Here is a 17,310-nt window from a genome sequence, read left to right on the forward strand (position 1 = left end):
GGTCCGGCCCGTCTCGGCAGGGTCCGCGCAACGGTCATCGACGGCGTGGTGCGTCGATGCGGACCAAGGGCGTGTCGACCAGGTGCTCGGCCAGGAACCAGGCCTGCAGCTCGCCGGTCCGGATGATCTCGGACACGAGCAGGTCGTTCGTGCCGTCGTCGCCCTGCTGAGCGACCCGCGCGGCGGCGTCGTGCGTGTCGACCAGGATCTCCTCGTGGGCCTCCAGGAGCCGCGACAGCATGGCCGGGACCTCCTCGACACCGTCGGGGGAGCGGGGGATGCGAGTGATCTCGGCGACGTGCCGCGGGTCGCCCACCGCGACACCGCCCAGGCTCTGCACCCGTTCCGCGAGCGAGTCGATCATCTCCAGCTGCTCGCCGGCGTGCTTGTCGAGCAGCAGGTGGAGCGCGTAGAAGGTCGGGCCGTGCATCAGCCAGTGGTGCTTCTTGTACTGCGCGTAGAGGATCTGCGAATCGGCGAGGACCTGGTTGAGCCGCTGGCACGAGTACATGCGCGCCTGCGCCGACAGGCCTATCGGGAACTGCCGCACGGTGCCGAAGGCCTGCACCTCGTGGCCGTGCTGGTGCAGCCAGGGCTGGGAGTGAGTCGGTCGGTCGGAGGTCGTGCTCATGGGCGCTCCCGGGTCGGCGGTCTGCTCAGGGTGGTCCGGTCCCGCTGGTGCGCTCGTCGGTCCGGCAGGTCGAGATCGGCGGTGCGGCACCGGCCCGCGAGGTGCAGGTCGGCGTTCCCCCGCCGGGTCTCGCCGACGGACTCGCACCGGTCGCCCGGCGACCGTCGTGGCGGCGTGCCCGACCGGGCGGTCGCGATCGACGCGTCACGGTCGGCCGCCGGCGCCGTGATCGGCGACGGCGGCCACCCGGTGCGCACCGGGGCGTCCGGCCACCCGCACGCCGCCCCGCCCCTCCCGGTCATGGCAGCTTCGACGCCACCACGTCGAGCTGCGTGATGTCGGGCGCCTTCGCGAACAGCTCGTCGGCCCTCGCCGCGAGCGCCTGCCCGACCTTGCCCTGCAGGTGAGCCGTGCGTCCGGCGTCGTCGGGGAAGAAGTCGACGATGGCGAACGTCGTGGGTCCGAGTCTCACGGCGAACCAGGCCACGGTGGCCGGCTCCTCCTCGACCAGCGAGCGGCCCGCCACGAGGAACTCCTCGACCTCGGCCTCCTTGCCCGGCAGCGCCTCCAGCGTCACCAGCAGTCCCATCGTGATCGACATGTCGCTCTCCTCGGAGTTCGTCGGGTCCCTGTCCTCGATCTGTGCGGAGATCAGCATCCGGGGCGCGGCCGGGCGAGGTATCCGCCCGCCAGGCCGGATCTGACAGGTGTCGGCCGGCCTGCCGGGCCGGGTCGCCGCTGCCGGCCGCCTCGTCGTCGATGCGCAGGTGCGGCCTCCGCGGCTCGGCCTGCCGTGGGCACCTGCCGACACACCTTCCGGCCCGGCAGGCGGACGTGCGCGGGGTGGGTGACCCACCAACCTGGGCCGGCACATGCACGAACCCACGACAGAGAGGACGACACCATGACCATCAAGTCCGAATCGGTGTCCCTGGAGGACGCACGCCGGATCGTCGCCGCGGGAGAGGCCAAGGCCGACGAGATCGGTCAGCCCAGCAACATCGCGGTCGTCGACGTCGGCGGCAACCTCGTCGCGCACGTCCGGATGGACGGAGCGTGGATCGGGAGCGTCGACATCTCGATCAACAAGGCCTTCACGTCCCGGGCCTTCGACACCAGCACCGGCGACCTGGCCGCCGACGCCGGCCCCGGCGGGCAGTTCTTCGGGATCAACGCCTCCAACGGCGGACGCGTCATGATCTTCGCGGGCGGTGTCCCGCTGCGGATCGGCGACCGGGTCGTCGGCGCTGTCGGCGTCAGCGGTGGTAGCGGCGAGCAGGACCGGCTCGTGGCTGAGGCGGCGGCCGCGGCCCTCTGAAGGCCGGGGTGTCCCACCACCTCCGTCGGTGGGACACCCAGCCGCGCCCACCCCGCACCCGCCGTCGGCCGGATCACGCTGCACCCTGCTCGGCTCGCGGGGCCCGGGTCCGGCGCAGCGCCCGGCGTTCGCCCGCGTCGAGCCCTCCCCAGACCCCGTCGTCCGAGGCGTGGAGCTGGGCCGAGTGCAGGCACTCCGAGCGGACCGGACAGCGCCGGCAGACCGACTTGGCCCGGGTCTCCTGACGCTCGGTGAGCCTTCCGGCGCCGGTGGGGAAGAAGGTCTCCGGGTCGACGTCTCGGCACGCCGCGCGATCCAGCCAGTTGGTCATGGAGGCGATGCTCCTTCCTCGGTCCGTCCGGGTCCTCGGCCTGACAGCGCCAACACGGAGGCCGCCGTCGGTCCGGCAGATCGGTCGTGGTGCCGGTGTGGCCAGGGCCGAACTCCTCGCGCTCGTGCAGCGTCTGGACGCGGTGGTGGATGCGATGGTCGCCGACGTCGAGCGGAAGCGCTCGTGATCACGAAGGTCGTCCACGGGTGGCGCGTCGGCGGGCTGATCGCGTACCTGATGGGTCCCGGCTGGTCCGGCAGGGCACGTGCCGACGTTTCTGGCCGTTCCAGGACTATCCGAAGCTGCGGGACACCGCTCGGCGGATCGAGCAGCGCCTCGGCCTGACCGCCACCGCAGCCGCGGACGGGACCGCGGCGCCCGCGGTGGCCAGAGGCGAGCGGGAGAAGGCCCAGCGCGAGGGCAGGGAGCCGGCACGGGTCGAGCTGGCGCGTGCAGTGCGGGAGGCCGCAGTCGGGTCGGGTGGGCCGGCGGAGTTCGTCGAGCTCCTGACCCGTGCCGGCTACCTGGTCGAGGTGCGTCGCGCACCCTCCGGTGGACTGCTCGGGTACAAGGTCGCCCGCGCCGGTGACGTGACCGCGACGGGGGAGCCGGTCTTCTACAGCGGCAGCAAGCTGGCGCCGGATCTGTCGCTGCCCCGGTTGCTGCGGGCATGGGAGGTGGCCGGGCGTGCCCGTGATGTGGCTGATCCGTGGTCGGCGGCGCCACGGCGGGTCGACGCGGCCAGGCGCGCGGTCCGTGCCGCCCGTCGCGGGCAGGGCGTCGAGGACCCGGACGGTCTGATCCACGCCGCGCACAGTGTGACGACGGCGATGCGGGGGACGTCGGGGGAGTGGACCGCTGCTGTCGACCACTACGACCGGGCGGCCCGACTGCCCCGCGGTACCGCCTTGCGGGAGGGGGCGCGGGCGGCGGGGCTGCGGAGGGTCGCCCGCCAGCTCATGCGGCAGCGCCGGATCCTCGGGATCCCTGACGAAGCAGGGGCGGCCGGTGTCGCGCTGGCACTGGCGCTGTCATCGCTGCTGCGGGAGATCGCCGCGTGGCAGCGCGACCGCGGGAGGGCGCACCAGGCCGACGCCGCCCTCTCGGCGGCCGACGCGCTGACCCCGTTGTCGGGGGGCCAGGGCACCCTCGTGATCGACGGGTTGCTGCTCCCGGTGTCGGCCGCACCCGGACAGCGACCGCGCACCCAGCCGTCCCGCGAGCACGGTGTGCCGGCTCGGGCGACGACTGGGGCGCGGATCGAACGGCTCGGAGGCCGTTGACGGCGGACCGTCACCGTTCCGGCGCGGCTCCACCGGCTGCCCGCCTCGACGGCGCCGGGGCTTGTGCCACCCGTAGGCGCCGGACCCGTGCGGAGCGCAGCGAGAGCCGGAGGTAGTAGGCGGCCCTCGCGTTCTCGGCCCGCTTGGCCCGCTCGGTCGGGGTCAACCGGCACTCGGGATCGACCTCGCGCTCGAACCGCGCATGGAGCGCGGCCCGGGCGGGCGCCGTCGCGGCGCTGCGATCGGCGGTGCGGGCCCATCGGATGTTGGCGGCCGCTCGGGCCTGCATGGATCGTTCGGACGGTGTGCTCTCGGGACGTGGCATGCCCGGGACCGTGCCGAGCACGCTGTGCGGAAGCGTGGTCGCGCCGTGGCTGCTTCGCGGTCGTCCGTGGTCGGAGCGTGGTTCGCAACGGTAGGATCGGCCCGTTCGAACACAGCGGGCCGATGATCGGGAACTCGCCGGTTAAGCTGCCGCTCACCGGCTGCGGCCGAGCAGCGTTGTCGCAGTTCAGCACATCGATGACCGTTCGATTACGACATCTACTCCGGCGAGATGTTCGAGCGGTCGGCCTCGGCGCAGGTGGCGTTCCTGCAGCGTGTGCTGCGTGTCGAAGCGCCGGCGGTCTGACGGAGCGCCGCGTCAGCGCCCATCCGCCTGGTGACGCCGGAGGGTGGATCGGCGACGCCCACACGAACCGCTGATGTGATCGCCGTCGAAGACGCCCGACATGAGGTTCCGTGAACTGCGTCGTGCGGGCCGCCGCTGCACCGGTGCACCGGCCGGCGCTCGTCCACCCGCCGACCCCGTACCGGGCGGTGCGGACGCACGCCGTGTCGTCGCCACGCAGGGCCGATCGTCCCGGCGATGACCGTCCACCCGTCGAGCGGGAGCTCGGCACGTATCGGCGCAGAGGCTCCGGAGCGGGCGCGTGAGCTGCTCGTCCTGCGTGCGCTGGCCGAGGACGTGACGGAGCCGGTGCTGGCGCTGCGGGCGCGGATGGTGCTGCTGTGCCTGCTGGGTGCGCCGTCGTCGGAGGTGGCCCTGGAGCTGGGCTGCAGCCGGCAGACCGTGGCGACGTGGCGGGCGCGCTTCCGCGCCGACGGGGTCGGCGGACTGCGCGACGCCCCGCGTCAGGGGCGGCCGGTCACGCTGAACCCGGCCGTGGTCGTGGTGCGCACGCTGCAGCCACCGGGTGACGGGCGCAGCCGGTGGTCGACCCGCCGGCTCGCGGCGGATCTGGGCATCAGCAACGTCTCGGTCGGCGCGGTGTGGCGGCAGTGGGGCATCCGCCCGGAGCCGGCGGGTCGGGTGGCGCTGCTGACCGAGCCCGTCCTCGATGCCGTGATCGTCGACGTGCTCGGGTTGTTCGTCAGCCGGTCGACCGTGCTGTTCGCCGTCGCGGTGGGGGAGCCGCGACGGCGTGCGGGCGCGGCCGTGGGGTTGGGCCGGGTCGCCGGCGACCTGCTCCCCGGGATCGCGGGCCGTGGGCCCTCCGGCGACGAGCTGCCGCCGGCGGAGTTCCTCGACCGGCTGGAGGTTCAGCTGCGCGCGCGGGCGTCGGAGCCGCGGTTGCTGGTGCAGGGGGACGCGACCGCGTGCCGGTGGGCGCACGAGCGGGCCGTGGCCACCGTGCACGTCATCCCACCGCACCTGGCGTGGGACCGGGTCGTGCGGGTCGGGTGCCTGATCACCGGGGCCGACGAGCAGGGTGCGGCCTCGGTCGGCGCACTGCGCACCGCGATCACCGGCCACGCGGCGGGTGGTGCGTTCGGCTGGGTCCGCGGGGCCGGTGTGGCTCCGGACCCGGTCTCGAGGGCCACCGGACCGTGAGCGGTCCCTGCGTGCACGACCGGTGGTCCAAGGACTTCGTTCACGGTCCGTGGCCGTACCGGCGGCGTGACGGACCTCGTTGACCCGAACGGCGGCACTGCTGTGCCGCGACCTGCACCCCAGCGCGGGTCGTCATGGACACACATCGCACCGAGGAGATCGCAGTGTTCGAAGGTTTCAGCAAGGCGTTCGTGCGCGAGGCCATCAACCGCAGCTCGGAGAACGCCCTCGACCGGCGCCGCTTCCTGCGCGCGGCCGGCCTGACCGGTCTCGGCGTGGCGGGTGTCGCCGGTGGCGGCCTCGCGCTGTCCGGCACGGCGTTCGCGTCCGACGGCGGCGACGACGGTGCGGTCACCGACGCCGCGGTCCTCAACTTCGCCCTCAACCTCGAGTACCTCGAGGCCGAGTTCTACCTCCGCGGCGCCTTCGGCGAGGGCCTGAAGGACTCCCAGATCGACGGTGTCGGCAAGCTCGGCGGCGTCACCGGCGGCCGCAAGGTCGAGTTCGAGTCGAAGCTCGCCCGGCAGTACGCCGAGGAGATCGCCAACGACGAGCGGGCCCACGTCGACTTCCTGCGTGCCGCGCTCGGCGACGCCAAGGTCGCCCGCCCGGAGATCGACATCGAGGCCGCGTTCTCCGCCGCCGCGACCGCCGCGGGCCTGATCGAGCCGGGCGAGACGTTCGACGTCTACGCCAACGAGGACAACTTCCTGCTCGGCGCCTTCGTGTTCGAGGACGTGGGCGTCACCGCCTACAAGGGCGCCGCCGCCCTGATCAGCAACAAGACCTTCCTCGAGGCCGCCGCGGGCATCCTCGCGGTCGAGGCCTACCACGCCGGCCTCGTGCGCACCGTGCTGCTGTCCAAGGGCCTGGAGGACGCCGCGAACGCCATCTCCGACGCCCGCGACAGCCTCGACGGACCGGACGACCTCGACCAGGGCATCACCGACGACGACGGCGACGGCAACATCGTGCCGACCGACGCCAACGGCATCGCGTTCTCGCGCGACGTCTTCCAGGTCCACAACATCGTCTACCTCACCCCGGAGGCGGCCGGCTCCGGCGGCTTCTTCCCGAACGGCACCAACGGCACCTTCACCACCAGCGGCGACCAGACCTGATCCCCACCCGCAGCGCGTCCGGCCGGTGACTGCGCACGTCGCGGACGTGCGCAGTCACCGGCTCCGGGCCCGTCGTGGAGCACGGGCACACCGGTGCTGCGGGCAGCGCCGTCCGGACGTCCGCCGCGCACTCGCGTGGAAGTATCCGGACCATGCGGACGCCCATGATCGATTACCTCCACCTGCTGCTCGGGTCGGTCGCTGAGGACGCGGGCGAGGTCGCCTCGTACATCCCCGAGCTCGAGCTCGCCGACCCGGACCGGCTCGGGATCGCGGTCGCGACGCTCGACGGCGAGATGTACGCGGCGGGCGACGCCGACGTCGAGTTCACCATCCAGTCGATCTCGAAGCCGTTCACGTACGCCCTCGCGATCGCCGACCAGGGTCTCGACGCCGTGCTCGAGCGCATCGACGTCGAGCCGTCCGGCGACGCGTTCAACGAGATCTCCCTGGACCGTGGGACCGGTCGGCCGCGGAACCCGATGATCAACGCGGGCGCGATCGCCGCCCACGCGCTCGTGCGGGGCGACGACGCCGAGGCGCGCGCCGAGCGCATCCTCGACCTCTACAGCCGCCTCGCGGGCCGCCGGCTCTCGATCGCCGAGGACGTCTTCGAGTCCGAGCTCTCCACCGCCGACCGCAACATGGCGCTCGCGTACATGCTGCGCACGGTCGGCAAGCTCCGCGGCGACCCCGCCGACGTCGTCCGCGGCTACACCCGGCAGTGCTCGGTCTCGGTGACGGTGCGCGACCTCGCCCGGATGTCGGCGGTGCTCGCCGCGGGAGGGCGGACGCCCGAGGGGGACCAGGTGTTCGACCCGGCCGTGAACCGTCAGGTGCTCAGCGTCATGGCGACGTGCGGCATGTACAACTCCGCGGGCGACTGGCTGACCTCGGTCGGCATCCCCGCCAAGAGTGGCGTCGCCGGTGGTCTCGTCGGCGTGCTGCCCGGCCAGGTCGGCATCGCGGTGTTCTCGCCCCGGCTCGACCCGCACGGCAACAGCACGCGCGGCGTGCGCCTGTTCGAGCGCATGAACCACGACCTGGGACTGCACCTCATGGCGCCGGCGGAGTCCGCGCGCTCGGTGTCGCGCCGGCTGGAGCGCGACGGCGCCGCGGTGCACGAGATCGCCGGGGATCTGCACTTCACGGAGGCCGAGCGGGTGCTGCGCGGCTTCGCGCTGGAGCCCGTGGGCGACGCGCCCGTCGTCGTCGACCTCGACCGCGTGCACCGTGCCAACGACATCGCCCGGCGCATGCTGCTCGAGGGCATCCGCCGGCTCCACGAGGACGGCCACGACGTGCGGATCGTCGACCCGTGGGGGGTCCTCGGCAGCGCGGAGACCGGCTCGGGGGAGCTGGTGCGCGGCGAGCAGGCGCACGGCGGCTACGTCCCGGCGTCGTTCCCCGACGTCGCGAGCGCCGCGCGCGCCTGAGCTGGTCGCGGACATGGGCGGCCGCTCCGTCAGCCGGCGCCCATCCGCGTGCGCAGCGTGGCGAGCGTCGCGCTGAGCAGCCGGGACACGTGCATCTGGGAGACCCCGACCTGCGCCCCGATCTGGGTCTGGGACAGCCCGCCGAAGAAGCGCAGGACCAGGATGGTGCGTTCGCGCTCGGGAAGGTCGGCGAGAGCGCGGCGGAGCTGGTCGCGGTACTCCACGGTGGTGAGCTCGACGTCGGCGATGCCGGCGATGTCGCCGACGGTGCCGGTGCTGTCGGGGCCGAGCAGGGAGTCCAGCGAGTCGGGGTGCTGGGCGTGGCGGACGCCGAGGGCCTCGATGACCTCCTCGACGCTCGTGTCGAGGTGGGCCGCGATCTCGCTGGGGCGCGGGGCGCGGTTGAGCCCGGCGGACAGGACGGCGACGGCGTCGCGGATGGGGACCTGCAGGTCCTTGAGGCGGCGGGGGACGCGCATGGTCCAGGTGCGGTCGCGGAAGTGGCGCTTGATCTCGCCGGTGATGGTCGGGACGGCGAAGCCGAGGAAGTCGACGCCGTGGTCGGGGCTGTAGCGCTCGAGGGCGCCGAGCAGCCCGATCGTGCCGACCTGCTCGAGGTCGGCGACCGGTTCGCCGCGGTCGCGGTAGCGGCGGGCGATGTGCTGGACCACGGGCCGGTAGGCGGCGGCGAGCTCGTCGCGCAGGCCGGCGCGGCCGGGGTCGTCCGTCGTCATCGCGGCGAGCTCGACGAGCTTGGGCGCCAGGTGGGCGTACTCGTCGTTCCTGGTCGTGCGGGGCGCGGTCACGTCGGCACCTTCTTCTCCGGCCGCCCGGTTCCGGTCGGCCAGGCACAGGCTGCCACCCGGGGGTGATCAACGGTCGAGCGGACCACCGGCGGTCCTACGATGCCGCCATGCACGCCCAGCCCGACGGCGCGGCACCGCCGCCGTCCGACCTCGACGGGGCGGCGGCCTCGTTCGCCCGGGTCCGGCCGCGCCTGTTCGGGATCGCCCACCGGATGCTGGGCGGGGTCGCCGACGCCGAGGACGTCGTGCCGGACGTGTGGGTGAAGTGGCAGGTCCACGACCGCGACGCGGTCCGTGACGAGACCGCCTTCCTCGTGACGATGGCGACCCGGCCGGCCATCAACGCCACGCGGACCGCCCGGGTGCGGCGCGAGACCTACGCGGGCGGTCGACGGGGGTCGGGCCCGGGGGCGGGTCGTCGACCGGATGGCCGTGCCGCGTGCCGGGCTCTACCGCGGGCGCGTCCCAGGGGCCGGCCGCGTGGTGGCGGTCGAGGTCGGTGCCGACGGGACGGTCTCGGTGCCCTCGGCAGCGGCCGTCGGCGGGACGATCTCCGTGCAGTTCGTCTGCGGGTCCTCCCGGGACCGGCCGTCACACCATCGACAGGAAGGTCGTGGCCATGGCCGCCCCCATGACGAGGTGCGCGGCGGGCTCGGCCCGGGCCCGTGAGCTCGTGAGCGGGCTGCACCACCGCACCGTGCGCACGGCGAAGTAGCCGGTCAGGGCCAGGCACAGCACGGCGACCGGGAGGCCGTCGTGCTCGCGCGGGAGCAGCGGCATGAGCACCATCGCCGCGGCGGCCGCGCAGCTGTGCAGCGTCTCGCCCGCGCTGCTCTCGCCCCGGCCGCGACCGGCCAGGGCGAACAGGCAGGAGGCGGCGGCGAGCACGGCCGAGAGGCCGTGCCGCCCCACGGCCATGGCGCCCATGGCCGCGGCCATGGCGCCGTGCCCCAGCGCGGTGGAGCGGTGCGCCGGGGCACGGCGGGCGCGGGTCAGGAAGACCACGGCGGCGGCGAGGCACGCCGTGCCGAGGACGGTCTCCCACAGGCCCGCGCCCGCGTGGTGCACGGCTCAGACGTCCTCGGGCCGGCGGTCCTTGCCCGGACCGTGGACGTCGCCCTCGGTGTGGCAGTGCCCGCCCGACGACGCCGGGACGTTCAGCGCCGGGTTGCGGTCGAAGAACCCGGAGGGCTTGAGCACGAAGCCGGTGTAGTCGACGGGCATGATCGGCCAGTCCTCCGGGCGCGGGAAGTGCGTGAGCCCGAAGGTGTGCCACACGACGATGTCCTCGCCGTCGACGGGCCGGTCGGCCTGCACCCACGCCGGGAGGCCGGCGCCGCCCGGGTTCTGGTTGACGAAGTCCCCGGCCGGGTAGCGCTCGTCCTTGTCGTACCCGGTGACCCACAGCGCCTTCGTGGCGAACGTGGCGCGGGAGTGGATGCTCGACGCCTCGTCGGCCAGCAGGGTCGGCTGACCCAGCGGGTGCAGGGCGTAGCCGACGGGCTGGCCCAGCGCGTTCGTCTTCTCGGTGTTGACGATGTGCCAGACGCGCCCGGTGGCGGCGTTGGCGTCGCGCTGGGCGTCGGACTCCCGGGTCAGCCGCGTGACCTTGCGGCGGAACGCGTTGCCGTAGGGGTTGTCCTCGCCCATCGGGACGCGGGCTGCCTCGACCTCCTCCACGGCGTTGGCGGTGCCGTCGACGGTCATGTCGAGGCGGGCGGAGAACAGGTGCTGGTGGAACGGGGCGCCGAGGCCGGGCGCGATCTCGGTCGCGTACTCGCCGGGGGTGCCGGAGGTGAACACGATGCCGGTGGCCTTGCACTCCAGCTCGATGGTGCCGTCGAGGTAGAGGTACCAGTAGAAGCCGTAGTCGTAGTTGCCGATCGGCGTGAAGAAGCTGATCACCAGGCGGCGCTGGCGGCGGGTCTCGCGGGCGCCGGTGAACATGTCCGAGTGCTTCCAGAGGACGCCGTAGTCCTCCTCGTGCATGCAGATCGCGTTCTGGATGGTGCGCGGGTTGCCGAGGTCGTCGGCGATGACCGCGTCGGTGTAGAGGATGTCGCCGAGGCAGTCGCAGCCCAGCTGCAGGGAGTCGGCGTAGCGGGCGAACATGTACTCGCCGCAGTCGAAGTAGTTCTGCCAGAAGCGCACCGGCGACGGGTCGGCGTAGGGGACCACCATCTCGGCGACCGACGCGCGGTAGCAGATGGGCCGGCCGTCGAAGCTGATCTGGTGCAGGGTCAGGCCCTCGCGCTCGTTGAACCCGATGCGCAGGTCCCAGTTGCCCCAGCGCACGCGGCCGTCCTCGACGGTGAACGAGCGGCCCTCGGGCTGGGTGATCTCGATGGGCTTGAGGTCCAGCGGCGCGCCCTGGAGCTGCGGGTCGTCGAAGTTGCCGCTGGTGGCGGGCACCTCGTGCACGGCCTCGTCGACGACGCGGTCGACCCGGCGGCCGGTGAGGTCGACGTAGGCGACCATCCCGTCGATCGGGTGCGCCCACGGGTGGTCCTTCTCGTGGTCCTGCCGGAACCCGAACGCCCGCACGACCCGGCGGCCCGGGATCTCCGGGTAGTCGGTGAACGCGCCCGCCGACAGCGGGACCGCCCGCACGGTGGTGGGGTCGATGCCGCGGCGCTCGAGGGCCGCGATCCACTCCGGCGAGCTGTTGAGGACGTCCTCGATGAACTCGAACTCGGTGTCGATGATGGGCGGCTGCCCCTCGCGGACCGGGTCGATCTGGCGCTGCGAGACCACCGAGCGGGATTCGGTGGAGACCACGACGTCCCAGGAGGTTCCGGTGGCGATGTCGAGCAGCACGACGCGGAAGCGCCGGTCGGTCCCGCCGCCGGCGAGCACCTCGTCCTTGGCGGGCTCCTCCGGCGCGAAGAAGGTGTAGCGGACGTTCTCGCCGAGCAGGCCGGAGTCGAGCAGCACCTCGCGGACGGTGCCGACCTCGGCCTCGCTCGTCATCGCGAGCGCGTGCGTGCGGTTCTCGAGTGTGGTCACGGGTGGATCTCCTTTCGGGCCGCGTCGGCGGCGAGGGAGGGGGTGGACGAACCGGAGGCTCATGCGCGCTCCTGCGGTGTCCGTGGTCACTGCGGACACGGTCGCCGCCCCGCGCCCGCCCGTCAAAGGCCGTTCTCATTCGACGCGGGCGGCGGTCCGCCGCGTTCTCGTTCGACGGGCGATCGCGGTCGGGGCCTCTCAGACCGGCGGCGCTGCGGTCAGGTCGAGCGGCCCGGGATGGTGTCGACCTCCTTGCGGGCGGCCTCGATGACCTCCACCTGCGCCGGGGTCAGCTCCTCGCGGCCGTGCAGGTTCTCGATGAGGAACCAGTAGGGGTCGTCGATCGGCTCGACGCCGGCGAGCCGCGCGATCGTGATCGCTCCGCAGATGGCGAGGTAGTGGATGCTGTAGCCGCCCTCCTGCACCATCACCAGCCGGCCACCGCTGGTCTCGGCCGCGACGGCCTTGATCATCTCGGTGAGCTTCCCGAAGCCGGCGGCCGAGACCATGGTGTGCGACATCGGGTCCAGGATGCTGGGGTCGAACCCGCTGCCGACGATCACCAGGTCCGGCCGGAAGGCCCGCAGGGCGGGGACGACGACGTCCTCCATCGCGCGGAGGTACCCGGCGTCGCCGGTGCCCGGGGGCAGGGGCACGTTCAGGTTCGTGCCGAGGCCCGCGCCGCCTCCGCGCTCGGTGGTGAAGCCCTGGTCCTGGGGGAAGTAGCGGTCCTGGTGCAGCGAGACCGTGAGGACGGACGGGTCCTCCCAGAAGATCGACTGCGTGCCGTTGCCGTGGTGGACGTCCCAGTCGACGATCGCGATGCGCTCGACGCCGAGCGCCTCCTTCGCGTGCTTCGCGGCGATCGCGACGTTGTTGAACACGCAGAAGCCCATGCCGGTCTCGGCGACCGCGTGGTGCCCGCAGGGGTGGACGAGCGCGTAGCCGTTGTCGACCCGGCCCTGCACCACCGCGTCGACCATCGCGATGGCGCCGCCCGCGGCCAGCGCCGCGATCTCGTAGCCGCCGCGACCGAACGGGGAGATGCCGTCACCGGCGTCCCCGCCCTTGGGCAGGGCGCTCTCGGCGACGATCCGGTCGTGGTGCTCCGCGGTGTGCACGCGCAGGATCTCCTCCGCGGTGGCGTACCGGGGCCGGATCACCTCCAGCTCGTCGATCAGCCCGCTGACCTCGACGAGCTCGTTGATCCGGCGCTTGTTGTCGGAGTGGGCGATGTGGAACGCGACCGGCTGCAGTCCGGCGGCCGGGTCGGCGGGGGTGAGGGAGCCGCTGCCGGTGTCGTTCCATCCGTACAGGGCGTGCCAGAGGTATCCGGTCGTCATCGTGTCTCCTCGGGGTGCGCGGGCCCGCGGCGGCGGGCAGCAGCGACGCTAGGGACGCCCGGCAGCGCCCACCATCGGTCGGTTGACGGATGCCGCGGCCGGTCGCGGCGCCCCGTGACGCGCTGGACACGCGGAACAGCTGCGCCGGCACCCCGTCCGTGGATAGCCTCCTGCTGCAGCACCGCGCACCGGCCACGGCCCGACGGGAGGACCCCGTGAGCAGCTTCGCCGACTCCCTCGGCGCGATCGCCTCCCACGACCCGGCCGCGCGGCTCCGGGGCGCGGTGGAGCTCCTGTGCCGGGAGACGGGCCTGGACGTCGCGCAGGTCAACGCCATCGACCCCGGATCGGGCGCGCACGTCGAGCTCACGAACGTGGGGCACGAGCAGTCCGTCGCCGACTACTACCGGTCGCACCGCTTCACCGCGCGCTGCATGGGTTTCCGCACCCAGCGGCGGGTCCCCGACGAGCTGCTGTGCTGGGACGACATCCCCGGGTTCCCCGACAGCCACACCGCGCGCGCGGTGCTGCGCCCGTCCGGGTTCAACAACGGGATGTCGGCCCTGGTCACGAGCGGGGCCGGGGTCGTCGTCGGCGTCTGCAACGTCAACTCGGTGGCCGACCGGATCGCCCCGGGCACCAAGGAGGTCTTCGCGCGCCTGCGCCCGACCCTCGCTGCCCTCGTCCAGGACGCCGTCCGCCACCGGAACCTCGGGCTGTCGCCCCGCGAGACCGAGATCGTGCGCCTGCTCGCCACCGGGATGTCCAACCGCGAGATCGGCGAGGCCCTCTTCGTCTCGGCGCGCACGGTCTCGACCCACGTCGAGCACGTGCTCGCGAAACTCGGCGTGTCGAGCCGGGTGCAGGCGGCCGCGCTCGCGGTCCGCTCGGGGCTCGTCGAGCCCTGAACCGCTGCCCGGCCGCCCGCCCGGCGCCTCACCACCGGTACGGCAGGAACTTCCCGTCGAACGTGACGACCACCCGGTCGCCGTCGGGGTCGGGGCGGCGGCCCACCGTGAGGTGGAAGTTGATGGCGCTCATGATCCCGTCGCCGAACTCCTCGTGGATCAGCGCCTTGATCGCGGAGCCGTAGACGTCGAGCGCCTCGTGGAAGCGGTAGACGGTGGGGTCCGACGCGGTCTCGGGGTCGGGGGTCCGGGTGGGCTGGAGCTGCAGCGCCTCGACGACCTCGTCGTCGAGCCCGAGGAGCGCGCCCACGGCCCGCGCCTCCTCGGGCGGCACCGGGTGCTTGCCGAGCAGCGCGGCGACCGTCCAGACCGGGGCCCGCCCGATCGCCCGCGCCACCTCCGCCCACGACAGGCCGCGGCGGATGCGGAGGCGGTCGACGGTGCGGCCGGCCTCGGCCTTGTCGACGAACCGGACGGGCTCAGGCGGAGTAGTAGTCATTGCCCCTCGAGAACTCGAGGAAGCGGCAGTCCTGCTCGCCGACGGCCCAGGCGTCGTGCCCGGGCGGCAGCAGCATGACGTCGCCCGCGGAGAACTCCTCGGTCGCGCCGTCGGCCATCCGCACGCCCAGGGTCCCGGCGACGACGTAGGCGACGTGGGGCAGCTCGCACAGGTCGGTGCCGGCGTGGTCCTTGAGGTCGCTGGACCAGCGCGCCCCGACGGCGAAGGTCACCTCGGTGACGCTGACGCCGTCGAGCTCGGCGGTCCTCTTCGAGATCAGGCCGTGCGCGTCGCTCTCGACGGCGGCGAGGGTCGCCTTCTGCATCACGGGGTTGTACGTGCCCATGTTCGCTCCAAGGTGGAAGGATCCGGTCCGGCCATCCCATCCCACCGCGCCGGTGGGAGCCAGGGCGATCCGCGCGGCGGGTCCGGCGTTCCGCGCAGACGGGAGCCCTCCGGTAACACGTTCTCAACCCGCAGGACACGCGCGTCGGCGAGCCTGCACGGACCGAGCCCCCTGCTGCCGAGCCGGAGACCGTGATGCCGCCCGCCGACCTCGCCGTGCAGATCCTCGCGCGGGTGCCCCTGCCCGTCTGGGTCCTCGACGTCGACGGAGTGGTGGCGTTCGCGAACGACGCCGCCGCCTCGGTGCTGGGCTACCGCGACCCCGGCGTCCTGCGCGGCCTGCAGGGTCACGAGACCGTGCACCACCACCGTCCCGACGGCTCGGACTACCCCGTCGAGCAGTGCCCGCTGCTGCGGCCGGCGTCGACGGGGGAGGCGGCCGCCGCCGACGACGAGTGGTTCATCCGCCGCGACGGCTCCCTGCTGCCGATCACCTGGTCGGCCGCGCCGATCGAACTGCCCAACGGCCGGGGGACCGTGCTGTCCTTCCAGGACCGGACCGCGCGGCTACCGCGGCCCGTCGACGGAGTCGGGCGCGACGGGCTCCTCGCGGCGGCCACCGACCACGTCGCGCGCCACGCCGCCGACCCAGCGCTGACGCCGCAGCGGCTCGCCCGCGAGCACCACGTCTCCCTGCGCCTGCTGCAGTCCGCGTTCGCGGCGAGCGGCACCTCACCCGCGCGCTGCATCCGGGAGCAGCGCCTCCTGCTCGCGCGGCGGCTCCTGCTGGAGGGGGCGCCGGTGGGCGTGGCGGCGACGCGCAGCGGCTTCACCGACGTCGGCACGTTCACGCGCGCGTTCCGGCGCTGGTCGGGCGGCACGCCGTCGGCGGTCGCGGGTGGCGCCGCGGACGCCGGGCTCCCGCCGGCGGTCGACCGGCCGTAACCGGGCGGACGGGCCGGTGCCCCCGGTTCGGGCCGGTGCCGCGGTCAGGTTCCGCCGACGCGGCGGATGCCGTGGGGCGACGTGGCGTCGAGCGCGGCGACGAGGTCCTCGCGGGCGCGGGCGACCCGCGAGCGGATCGTGCCGACCGGGCAACCGCACACCTCCGCGGCCTCGGCGTAGCTCAGGTCGAGCAGCTGGGTGAGCACGAACGCCTCGCGGCGGTCGTGGTCGAGGGCGTCGACGAGCTCGCGCAGCAGCACGGCCTCGTCCACAGCCGAGCGCGCCAGGCCCGGGCGGGACGCCACGGTGGCGGCGAGCGCCTCCCAGTCGTCGACGCCGCTGGTGCGGGGCCTGCGCACCGCGGTGCGGACCGCGTCGGCGCAGGTGTGGCGGGCCACCGACAGCAGCCAGGTGCGCGCGCTCGACCGGCCGCCGAAACCGGGCAGCGACCGCAGCGCGCGGAGGTAGGTCTCCTGGGCGAGGTCGTCGGCGTCGCGGGGCCCGGCGAGGTGGGTGACGAAGCGGTGCACGTCGCGCTGCGTGGCCCGGACGAACGCGGCCAGGGCCTCGCGGTCACCCCGTCCGGCGGCCAGCGCCCACGCGGTGGTGCGGGCGTCGTCGGGACGTTCGACCATGCGTCGAACGGTAGCCCGTGCGGGCCGGCGGGAACCCCGGGGCACCGGTGGGCGACCCTGTGGGCATGGAGCGCGGCGACGCCATGGCGTGCGGGGACTGCCGGGACGCGATCTCGGCGCGGCTGGACGGCGAGGACCTCCCGGGCGAGTCCGAGCAGGTCGACGCCCACGTCGCGGGGTGCGCGGAGTGCCGGGCGTTCGCCGAGCGGGCCGCGCGGGTCACGCGCCTGACCCGCACGCGGGCGGTCGAACAGGTGCCCGACCTCGCCGCGGCGGTGCTCGCCGCGGCGCCCCCAGTGCGGGCGCGGCGCGCCGACGCGGTGCGGCTCGCGCTGGGCGGCGTCGGCATCGGGCAGTTCGCCCTGGCGGTCAGCGGGGTCGTCGCCGGCGCCGGTCACCACGGCGCCATCGAGCTGGCGGGCGCGAGCGCCGCGCACTTCTCCCACGAGAGCTCGGCGTGGAACGTGGCGCTGGCCGTCGGTTTCCTGTGGGCCGCGGCGGGCGGCGCGCGGGCGGCCGGGCTGGTGCCCGTCGTCGGCGCCTTCGTCGGCGTGCTCGGCGCGCTCTCGCTCGTCGACCTGCTCGGCGGCCGCGTCGACCCGGCGCGCCTGCTCACCCACGGCCTGGTCCTGGCCGGGTTCGTCCTGCTGGTCGTCCTGCGCCGGCTCAGCGGTGACGGCGGCGGTGGCGCCGGGCGGGACACGGCCGGGTCGGACCGGACGGGACCCGCGCAGCCCTGGACGTCCCGCTGGACCGGGCCGTCCCCGGAGACGGGCGGCGGCCCCGCCCCGACCGCCCGCCGCCGCGCCGCCTGACGTTCTCGCCGGTCGGCGGGAACCGGGAGCGCACCGGCGGCGACCCCTCCGGCG

Annotated in this window: 19 protein-coding genes; 9 read left to right on the forward strand and 10 right to left on the reverse strand. The window is 74.0% G+C overall.

What is annotated here, in order from left to right:
- Positions 1–34: 34 nt before the first annotated feature.
- The gene (locus I4I82_RS28310) at positions 35–631 is read right to left on the reverse strand and encodes a Dps family protein (protein ID WP_218588885.1); all 597 of its coding nucleotides are present in this window, start codon (positions 629–631) and stop codon (positions 35–37) included.
- Positions 632–929: 298 nt separating this feature from the next.
- Entirely contained in the window at positions 930–1,232 is a 303-nt protein-coding gene (locus I4I82_RS28315) for a putative quinol monooxygenase (RefSeq protein WP_218588886.1), read from the reverse strand.
- A gap of 303 nt (positions 1,233–1,535) precedes the next feature.
- On the opposite strand from I4I82_RS28315, the gene I4I82_RS28320 reads away from it, so the two are divergent.
- Positions 1,536–1,949 (forward strand): GlcG/HbpS family heme-binding protein, encoded by a 414-nt coding sequence (locus I4I82_RS28320; RefSeq protein ID WP_218588887.1) that lies wholly within the window; start codon positions 1,536–1,538, stop codon positions 1,947–1,949.
- Between the two features lie 73 nt (positions 1,950–2,022).
- On the opposite strand, the gene I4I82_RS28325 is transcribed toward I4I82_RS28320, so the two are convergent.
- The gene (locus tag I4I82_RS28325) at positions 2,023–2,280 is read right to left on the reverse strand and encodes a WhiB family transcriptional regulator (protein WP_218588888.1); all 258 of its coding nucleotides are present in this window, start codon (positions 2,278–2,280) and stop codon (positions 2,023–2,025) included.
- Positions 2,281–2,663: 383 nt separating this feature from the next.
- On the opposite strand from I4I82_RS28325, the gene I4I82_RS28330 reads away from it, so the two are divergent.
- The 4 genes from I4I82_RS28330 to I4I82_RS28345 all read left to right on the forward strand — a co-directional run bounded on the left by I4I82_RS28330 (position 2,664) and on the right by I4I82_RS28345 (position 7,954).
- Entirely contained in the window at positions 2,664–3,563 is a 900-nt protein-coding gene (locus I4I82_RS28330) for a hypothetical protein (RefSeq protein WP_218596236.1), read from the forward strand.
- A gap of 868 nt (positions 3,564–4,431) precedes the next feature.
- Positions 4,432–5,397 carry a helix-turn-helix domain-containing protein gene (locus tag I4I82_RS28335; RefSeq protein ID WP_218591325.1) on the forward strand — a complete coding sequence of 322 codons (966 nt, stop codon included), beginning with the start codon at positions 4,432–4,434 and terminating at the stop codon, positions 5,395–5,397.
- 164 nt (positions 5,398–5,561) lie between these two features.
- Positions 5,562–6,518 carry a ferritin-like domain-containing protein gene (locus I4I82_RS28340; RefSeq protein ID WP_226370294.1) on the forward strand — a complete coding sequence of 319 codons (957 nt, stop codon included), beginning with the start codon at positions 5,562–5,564 and terminating at the stop codon, positions 6,516–6,518.
- Positions 6,519–6,682: 164 nt separating this feature from the next.
- A complete protein-coding gene (locus I4I82_RS28345; RefSeq protein ID WP_218591323.1) occupies positions 6,683–7,954 on the forward strand; it encodes a glutaminase in 1,272 nt (423 codons plus the stop codon).
- A gap of 29 nt (positions 7,955–7,983) precedes the next feature.
- Here I4I82_RS28345 and I4I82_RS28350 read toward each other — a convergent pair whose 3' ends face one another.
- Positions 7,984–8,760, reverse strand: a complete 777-nt coding sequence (locus tag I4I82_RS28350; RefSeq protein ID WP_226370295.1) for a SigB/SigF/SigG family RNA polymerase sigma factor — start codon at positions 8,758–8,760, stop codon at positions 7,984–7,986.
- A 107-nt stretch (positions 8,761–8,867) separates the two neighbouring features.
- Between I4I82_RS28350 and I4I82_RS28355 the strand changes: the two genes are divergently transcribed.
- The gene (locus I4I82_RS28355) at positions 8,868–9,395 is read left to right on the forward strand and encodes a sigma factor (RefSeq protein ID WP_218591322.1); all 528 of its coding nucleotides are present in this window, start codon (positions 8,868–8,870) and stop codon (positions 9,393–9,395) included.
- Here I4I82_RS28355 and I4I82_RS28360 read toward each other — a convergent pair.
- The 3 genes from I4I82_RS28360 to I4I82_RS28370 form a co-directional block, all read right to left on the reverse strand.
- Complete coding sequence (locus I4I82_RS28360) at positions 9,352–9,828, reverse strand: DUF5134 domain-containing protein (RefSeq protein WP_218591321.1); 477 nt, start codon at positions 9,826–9,828, stop codon at positions 9,352–9,354. The genes I4I82_RS28355 and I4I82_RS28360 overlap by 44 nt on opposite strands.
- 3 nt (positions 9,829–9,831) lie before the next feature.
- On the reverse strand, positions 9,832–11,766 hold the full coding sequence (locus tag I4I82_RS28365; protein ID WP_226370296.1) for a primary-amine oxidase: 1,935 nt from the start codon (positions 11,764–11,766) through the stop codon (positions 9,832–9,834).
- 218 nt (positions 11,767–11,984) lie between these two features.
- On the reverse strand, positions 11,985–13,109 hold the full coding sequence (locus I4I82_RS28370) for a histone deacetylase-like amidohydrolase (RefSeq protein ID WP_218591319.1): 1,125 nt from the start codon (positions 13,107–13,109) through the stop codon (positions 11,985–11,987).
- Between the two features lie 215 nt (positions 13,110–13,324).
- Here I4I82_RS28370 and I4I82_RS28375 point away from each other — a divergent pair, with 215 nt between their 5' ends.
- Positions 13,325–14,017 (forward strand): helix-turn-helix transcriptional regulator, encoded by a 693-nt coding sequence (locus tag I4I82_RS28375; RefSeq protein WP_226370297.1) that lies wholly within the window; start codon positions 13,325–13,327, stop codon positions 14,015–14,017.
- A gap of 28 nt (positions 14,018–14,045) precedes the next feature.
- Here I4I82_RS28375 and cynS read toward each other — a convergent pair whose 3' ends face one another.
- Both cynS and I4I82_RS28385 read right to left on the reverse strand, forming a co-directional pair.
- Positions 14,046–14,516: a cyanase gene (gene cynS, locus I4I82_RS28380; protein WP_218591318.1), complete on the reverse strand. Its 471-nt coding sequence runs from the start codon at positions 14,514–14,516 to the stop codon at positions 14,046–14,048.
- Complete coding sequence (locus tag I4I82_RS28385) at positions 14,497–14,862, reverse strand: cupin domain-containing protein (RefSeq protein WP_218591317.1); 366 nt, start codon at positions 14,860–14,862, stop codon at positions 14,497–14,499. Before I4I82_RS28385 ends, cynS begins: the two co-directional genes overlap by 20 nt.
- 194 nt (positions 14,863–15,056) lie before the next feature.
- Here I4I82_RS28385 and I4I82_RS28390 point away from each other — a divergent pair, with 194 nt between their 5' ends.
- Complete coding sequence (locus I4I82_RS28390; RefSeq protein ID WP_218591316.1) at positions 15,057–15,806, forward strand: helix-turn-helix transcriptional regulator; 750 nt, start codon at positions 15,057–15,059, stop codon at positions 15,804–15,806.
- Between the two features lie 44 nt (positions 15,807–15,850).
- Here I4I82_RS28390 and I4I82_RS28395 read toward each other — a convergent pair whose 3' ends face one another.
- A complete protein-coding gene (locus tag I4I82_RS28395) occupies positions 15,851–16,441 on the reverse strand; it encodes a sigma-70 family RNA polymerase sigma factor (protein WP_218591315.1) in 591 nt (196 codons plus the stop codon).
- Between the two features lie 65 nt (positions 16,442–16,506).
- On the opposite strand from I4I82_RS28395, the gene I4I82_RS28400 reads away from it, so the two are divergent.
- Complete coding sequence (locus I4I82_RS28400) at positions 16,507–17,256, forward strand: zf-HC2 domain-containing protein (protein ID WP_218591314.1); 750 nt, start codon at positions 16,507–16,509, stop codon at positions 17,254–17,256.
- Positions 17,257–17,310 lie beyond the last annotated feature (54 nt).

The organism is Pseudonocardia oceani, assembly GCF_019263585.2.
GTDB lineage: Bacteria > Actinomycetota > Actinomycetes > Mycobacteriales > Pseudonocardiaceae > Pseudonocardia > Pseudonocardia oceani.

Excerpts from the sequence above, each read along its gene's own strand:
- I4I82_RS28310 (WP_218588885.1), bottom strand. The coding sequence starts at position 631 with ATGAGCACGACCTCCGACCGACCGACTCACTCCCAGCCCTGGCTGCAC.
- I4I82_RS28315 (WP_218588886.1), bottom strand. The coding sequence starts at position 1,232 with ATGTCGATCACGATGGGACTGCTGGTGACGCTGGAGGCGCTGCCGGGC.
- I4I82_RS28320 (WP_218588887.1), top strand. The coding sequence starts at position 1,536 with ATGACCATCAAGTCCGAATCGGTGTCCCTGGAGGACGCACGCCGGATC.
- I4I82_RS28325 (WP_218588888.1), bottom strand. The coding sequence starts at position 2,280 with ATGACCAACTGGCTGGATCGCGCGGCGTGCCGAGACGTCGACCCGGAG.
- I4I82_RS28335 (WP_218591325.1), top strand. The coding sequence starts at position 4,432 with ATGACCGTCCACCCGTCGAGCGGGAGCTCGGCACGTATCGGCGCAGAG.
- I4I82_RS28345 (WP_218591323.1), top strand. The coding sequence starts at position 6,683 with ATGATCGATTACCTCCACCTGCTGCTCGGGTCGGTCGCTGAGGACGCG.
- I4I82_RS28355 (WP_218591322.1), top strand. The coding sequence starts at position 8,868 with ATGCACGCCCAGCCCGACGGCGCGGCACCGCCGCCGTCCGACCTCGAC.
- I4I82_RS28370 (WP_218591319.1), bottom strand. The coding sequence starts at position 13,109 with ATGACGACCGGATACCTCTGGCACGCCCTGTACGGATGGAACGACACC.
- cynS (WP_218591318.1), bottom strand. The coding sequence starts at position 14,516 with ATGACTACTACTCCGCCTGAGCCCGTCCGGTTCGTCGACAAGGCCGAG.
- I4I82_RS28385 (WP_218591317.1), bottom strand. The coding sequence starts at position 14,862 with ATGGGCACGTACAACCCCGTGATGCAGAAGGCGACCCTCGCCGCCGTC.
- I4I82_RS28390 (WP_218591316.1), top strand. The coding sequence starts at position 15,057 with ATGCCGCCCGCCGACCTCGCCGTGCAGATCCTCGCGCGGGTGCCCCTG.
- I4I82_RS28395 (WP_218591315.1), bottom strand. The coding sequence starts at position 16,441 with ATGGTCGAACGTCCCGACGACGCCCGCACCACCGCGTGGGCGCTGGCC.
- I4I82_RS28400 (WP_218591314.1), top strand. The coding sequence starts at position 16,507 with ATGGAGCGCGGCGACGCCATGGCGTGCGGGGACTGCCGGGACGCGATC.